Source organism: Neobacillus drentensis, from assembly GCF_036966985.1.
Taxonomy (GTDB): Bacteria; Bacillota; Bacilli; order Bacillales; family Cytobacillaceae; genus Neobacillus; species Neobacillus drentensis_E.
The window spans coordinates 1-5,266 of record NZ_JBALSN010000375.1; the positions used below are offsets into that span (position 1 = coordinate 1).

The 5,266-nt window shown below is 40.2% G+C and carries 5 protein-coding genes and 1 riboswitch; of the genes, 2 read left to right on the top strand and 3 right to left on the bottom strand.

The window, feature by feature from the left end:
• Positions 1 to 31: 31 nt before the first annotated feature.
• Together V7659_RS22440 and V7659_RS22445 are read left to right on the top strand one after the other, a co-directional pair.
• A complete protein-coding gene (locus V7659_RS22440; RefSeq protein ID WP_335542418.1) occupies positions 32 to 982 on the top strand; it encodes a fumarylacetoacetate hydrolase family protein in 951 nt (316 codons plus the stop codon).
• 82 nt (positions 983 to 1,064) lie between these two features.
• On the top strand, positions 1,065 to 2,189 hold the full coding sequence (locus V7659_RS22445) for a cupin domain-containing protein (RefSeq protein WP_335542416.1): 1,125 nt from the start codon (positions 1,065 to 1,067) through the stop codon (positions 2,187 to 2,189).
• A 161-nt stretch (positions 2,190 to 2,350) separates the two neighbouring features.
• On the opposite strand, the gene V7659_RS22450 is transcribed toward V7659_RS22445, so the two are convergent.
• The 3 genes from V7659_RS22450 to V7659_RS22460 form a co-directional block, all read right to left on the bottom strand.
• Positions 2,351 to 3,082, bottom strand: coding sequence for an amino acid ABC transporter ATP-binding protein (locus tag V7659_RS22450; RefSeq protein WP_335542417.1), 732 nt, complete (start codon positions 3,080 to 3,082; stop codon positions 2,351 to 2,353).
• Between the two features lie 23 nt (positions 3,083 to 3,105).
• Positions 3,106 to 3,840 carry an amino acid ABC transporter permease gene (locus V7659_RS22455; protein WP_335452734.1) on the bottom strand — a complete coding sequence of 245 codons (735 nt, stop codon included), beginning with the start codon at positions 3,838 to 3,840 and terminating at the stop codon, positions 3,106 to 3,108.
• A 68-nt stretch (positions 3,841 to 3,908) separates the two neighbouring features.
• Entirely contained in the window at positions 3,909 to 4,742 is an 834-nt protein-coding gene (locus tag V7659_RS22460) for a transporter substrate-binding domain-containing protein (protein WP_335452737.1), read from the bottom strand.
• Positions 4,743 to 4,859: 117 nt separating this feature from the next.
• Positions 4,860 to 5,041: riboswitch (Lysine riboswitch) on the bottom strand.
• Positions 5,042 to 5,266: the final 225 nt, after the last annotated feature.

Below are 5,266 nucleotides of genomic sequence, written 5' to 3' on the forward strand. Positions count from 1 at the left end.
CACAATTAGTGAATACAAGGAGGACAAAACATTGAAACTTATTAATTTTACTGTCGCTGGGTATACACGTGCAGGGGCAATCGTTGATCACCAAGTAATTGACTTAAACTATGCCTACCAAGCACAGCTAAAAGCAGAAGGAAAATACAGATACGAGGACATCGCTAAAGCATATGTGCCAGATAATACAGATGAGCTATACCAAGGTGGTAAAGAATCACTACAACTAGCTCAAAATGCAATCGATTTCATCTTAGCGAATCCTGAAAGCTTTGATAAAAAAGTGATTTACAATCTCGAGGAAGTGAAGGTAGAAGCACCTGTCGTGCGGCCAGGCAAAATTATTTGTGTCGGTCACAACTACCGCGAACACATTTTAGAAATGGGTCGTGAACTCCCATCAAACCCAGTTATTTTCGCAAAATTTGCAAATACCATTTTAGGGCCAGAAGACGATATTCCACACTATCCAATTTCTGATCAACTTGACTATGAAGCAGAGTTTACTTTCGTTGTTGGCAAACAAGCTCGCAATGTGACAGAAGAAGAGGCATTAGATTACGTAGCAGGTTATACCATTACAAATGACGTAACCTATCGTGATATTCAGCGCCGCACCATTCAATGGTTACAAGGAAAAACAGTAGATGGCAGTGCACCAATGGGACCATATTTAGTCACTTCCGATGAATTACAAAATCCATCTGGTTTAGATGTTGTTCTAAAAGTAAATGGTGAAGTACGCCAAAAAACAAATACTGCAAATCTAGTATTCTCCGTTCAAAAATTAGTATCATTCTTATCAAATTTAATGACGTTAGAGCCAGGAGATGTTATCTTAACAGGAACTCCAGGGGGCGTAGGATTTGCGATGAAACCTCAGCAATTCCTAAAAGATGGGGACGTCGTTCGTATTGAAATCGACCAGGTTGGTGTACTTGAAAATAAGGTAAAAACAACAGAAGTGCCAGCTACAGTTTAATGAGGAGATGTAAGGGGTCGAGTGGCAAAAAAGCTACTCCCCTTTTCTCTCTATAAATTTAATTAGTAAAGGGGAATGTGAAATGGCTGAAGTAAATCCAGAAGTTCAAGAGTTTATGAAAAGTTCGATTGTAACCGATTACACAAAAGATATTCAACAATACAATTTAGGTCCTCTTTGGGAGGCAATTCCTGCAATTATGCACAAAACACCAAGTCCTCAAGCAGAAGCTTATCTCTGGAGCGATGAATTAATCAAAAAGAAAATGGCCGAAGCAGCTCAAATCTTCACACCAGAGCGCGGGGGTGAACGTCGTGCGATTTATTTCCAAAATCCTGGCTTAACTTATCGTAAACCTTGGGGCTGGGGATCTACTACCCAAACGATTTATGCAGCTGTTCAAATGTTATTGCCTGGTGAAAAAGCACCATCTCACCGCCACTCACAAAGTGCATTGCGCTTTATTTCTGAGGGGTCAGGTGCATATACGATTGTGCAGGGTGAGCGTATTTTCATGGAAGAAGGCGACTTTTTAATTACACCAAAAGGCTTATGGCATGGTCATGCACATTTAGGCACAGAGCCTATGTATTGGATGGATGCTTTAGATATTCCTACTCTTTACGCAATTGGCGGTACATTCTTTGAACCTTATGAGGATGGATTACAGCAGCCAGATATTCCAGATAACTTTACAGAAAGACGTTATCGTGGCGGTATGGTTCGTCCTGTCGGTGATGATAAATACACAGTGGCTCCGCTTGCTAATTATAAATGGGATCTTACTGTAGAAGGAATTAAAGGATTGATGGAGTTCGATCCAAATCCACAACATGGATATGCAGTCGAATACATTAACCCATCTACGGGTCAATCGGCTAACCCGACACTAGGCACAAGAATGCAGCATTTACCACACGGTTTCCAAACAAAGGCATTACGCCATACTCATTCTACGGTTTACCAAGTACACCAAGGTTCCGGTCACACTGTCATTAATGGCATTCGATTCGATTGGAAAAAAGGCGATTACTTCGTTGTTCCAAACTGGGCTTGGTATGAACACTTTGCATCAGAAGACTCTTACCTCTTCTCCGTAAACGATTTACCAATTATGAACCGTTTCGATTTAGAACAAGAGCAATTCTTTGAAGAAAACAACGGCCACCAAAAAATTACTGGTGAATTTAAAGCAGACTTCCGTTAATCGATTAGGGAAACGCTTGGTCCATTCCAAGCGTTTTTTTGATGCCGTGGGGATGGCTGGAGCCAGAACTTACATCAAAAAAGCCATCAACTACTAGATGTATAATAACTAGTAGTTGATGGCTTGTATTATTTCCTACTAAATAGAAGGTAAATGATTGTTTATAGCACTTTACTTAAGAACGCCTGGGTACGTTCATGCTGAGGGTTACTAAATAACTCATTTGGTTCATTTTCTTCCACTATATAGCCGCCATCCATGAATATGACTCGATCTCCTACTTCACGAGCAAAGCCCATTTCATGGGTAACAACCACCATTGTCATCCCTTCTTTAGCCAGCTGTTTCATGACTTTTAACACTTCACCGACCATTTCAGGGTCAAGAGCCGATGTTGGTTCATCGAATAACATCACATCTGGTTCCATTGAAAGCGCCCGCGCAATCGCAACCCGTTGTTTTTGCCCGCCTGATAATTGTTTTGGTTTGGCGTTAATATAGCGATCCATTCCGACAACCTTCAAGTATTTCATCGCTACTTTTTCTGCTTCTGCTTTGGAGCGTTTCAAGACTTTAATTTGGCCAACCACACAGTTCATGAGGACATTATGATTATTGAACAAATTAAAATGTTGGAAAACCATCCCCAAATTTCTGCGGTAGGCAAAAATATCATGCTTGTCATCTAAGATATTTTCCCCATGATAAATGATTTGACCGCCGCTTGGTCTTTCTAAAAGATTGATACAGCGCAGAAGTGTGGATTTACCAGACCCGGAGGAACCGATGATACTGACAACTTCCCCTTTTTTGACTGAAAACTCAATACCCCTTAACACTTCATGATTTCCAAACGATTTATTTAAATTCTGAATTTCAATGACGTTTTCCATGCTCTCTCCTCCTTCTTCTAAAATTATTTCGTTGCTTCTATTTCCTCACCCAGCATCGTGTAATTGTCTGATCCTTCTAATTTTCTTTCCACATAAAGTAGAATTCTCGTTACAATAAAGGTCATCACAAAATACATGACGCAAGCGACGAAGAATGATTCGAAGTATCTAAAGTTGTTCCCTGCAACTGATTTTGTTAAAAAATAGAGTTCTGATACTGAAATAACATTCAGAACTGATGTATCTTTAATATTGATTACAAATTGGTTTCCCGTTGCTGGTAAAATGTTGCGAATGACCTGTGGCAATACGACATTCATCATTGTTTGCAAATGATTCATTCCAATCGCTTCAGCTGCCTCAAATTGCCCCTTATCAATCGAAACGATACCGCCCCGGACAATCTCTGCCATATACGCCCCAGTATTAATCGAAACAATAATGAGTGCCGCAAGCATAACATTCATATCGATATTAAACGCGAGCGCAGAACCATAATAAATGACCATCGCCTGAACAATCATCGGTGTTCCGCGGAAGAACTCGATATAAATAGAAAGGATAACATTAACCACTTTTAGAAGAACTTTTTTGGGGCCACGTCCAGGTTCAGGTATCGTACGAATAACCCCCGCCAATAAGCCAATGATTGCACCCAATATCGTCCCAATTAGTGAAATATAGAGCGTGGTGCCGGCCCCTCGAAGAAACATTGGCCAGTTTTCTGAAACGATTTTTACGATCCAATCGATACTCATTTTTCTCCCCCTTTGTCTCATCATCATAAAACCGACTGCATAGGGATACAGCCGGTTTTATGAATTCATTATTTTGCTGCAGGCTGGTTCTTAATAGCTTCATCCATGATTTGTGTACGTGATTCTTCTGAAATTCCTTTTAACACTTCATTGATCTTATCGATATTTTTATCGCCTTTTTCAAGACCTACAGCGATCGCTGTATCATCTTCGGATGTTTTAAATCCGTCTTTAAATTCAACCATCGCGAACTTATCGTTTGCACCTGAAGCACTAACCGCTTCCGGACGTTCTGAAACGTAGCCATCAATAATTCCTGATTCAAGCGCAACCCTCATCGCCGGGAAGTTATCCATCGCTGTTGCTTTTGTTACACCTTTAATTTGATCAATTACTGAATAGTGGAAAGTATTCAATTGAGCGGTGATTTTCGCTCCTTTGAAATCTTGAATCGAAGTCGCACCTTCATATTTGCCGCCTTTTTTAACCACCATAACTAGATTTGATTTGTAGTAGTTATCTGAGAAGTCAATTGTCTTTTTACGTTCTGCTGTTGGTGACATCCCTGCAATAATCGCATCGATTTTGCCAGACGTTAGAGCTGGAACTAGGCCGTCCCATTCTGTTTTCACGATCACTAATTTTTTCCCTAAGCCGTCGGCAATTTTTTTGGCGATTTCAACATCATAACCACCAGCATATTCTTGCGTTCCTTGGATTTTCACACCGCCATTGGAATCATCCTTTTGCGTCCAGTTAAACGGCGCATAGCCTGCTTCAAGACCGACCTTAAATGTATTATCATCCGCTGATCCAGACTCTGACTTATCACTTGAACCACATCCAGCTAATAGAATCATTGCTGAAAGCAGCAATACGAAAAATAATGATGCTTTTTTCATAAAGTATTCTCCTCCTATTAATTCATAATTCAGGCATTTTAATACAACAAAAAACGACCTGAGATAACTCAGGTCGCAATATGTATGCATAGTTGCCCTTAAGTCCTCTCTTTTCCCAGGTGAGATAGCACAACTCAATAAACTAGGGAGTTTATTGAGACAGTCCTGCAATTATTCACTGCAGACCCAGCAAGTAATAGTGAGAATATTACTAACTTCGGCGACATTTCCTTCTCCTTAGCATCACTGCTTCTCAAACTCCACTAAAGACTGTTAAATACCGCGCCTCTACCTCACTAAAAAAGTGAGGTGAATATTAAATTATAGTTATTAGACTACTATATTCAGTTAATTATGTCAATATAGTATATTGTGGTAACCGGGTTTGAGAGGTTTTGTGCAGTAGGAGCGTTCATAAAGGCCTTATTTGGTGATTTCCAGTTTGATCAGGGCGATAAGAGCTGTTTATAAAGCCTTTATTGGGTGATTACAGGCTCGGTCAGGGTGATAAGAGTGGTTCATAA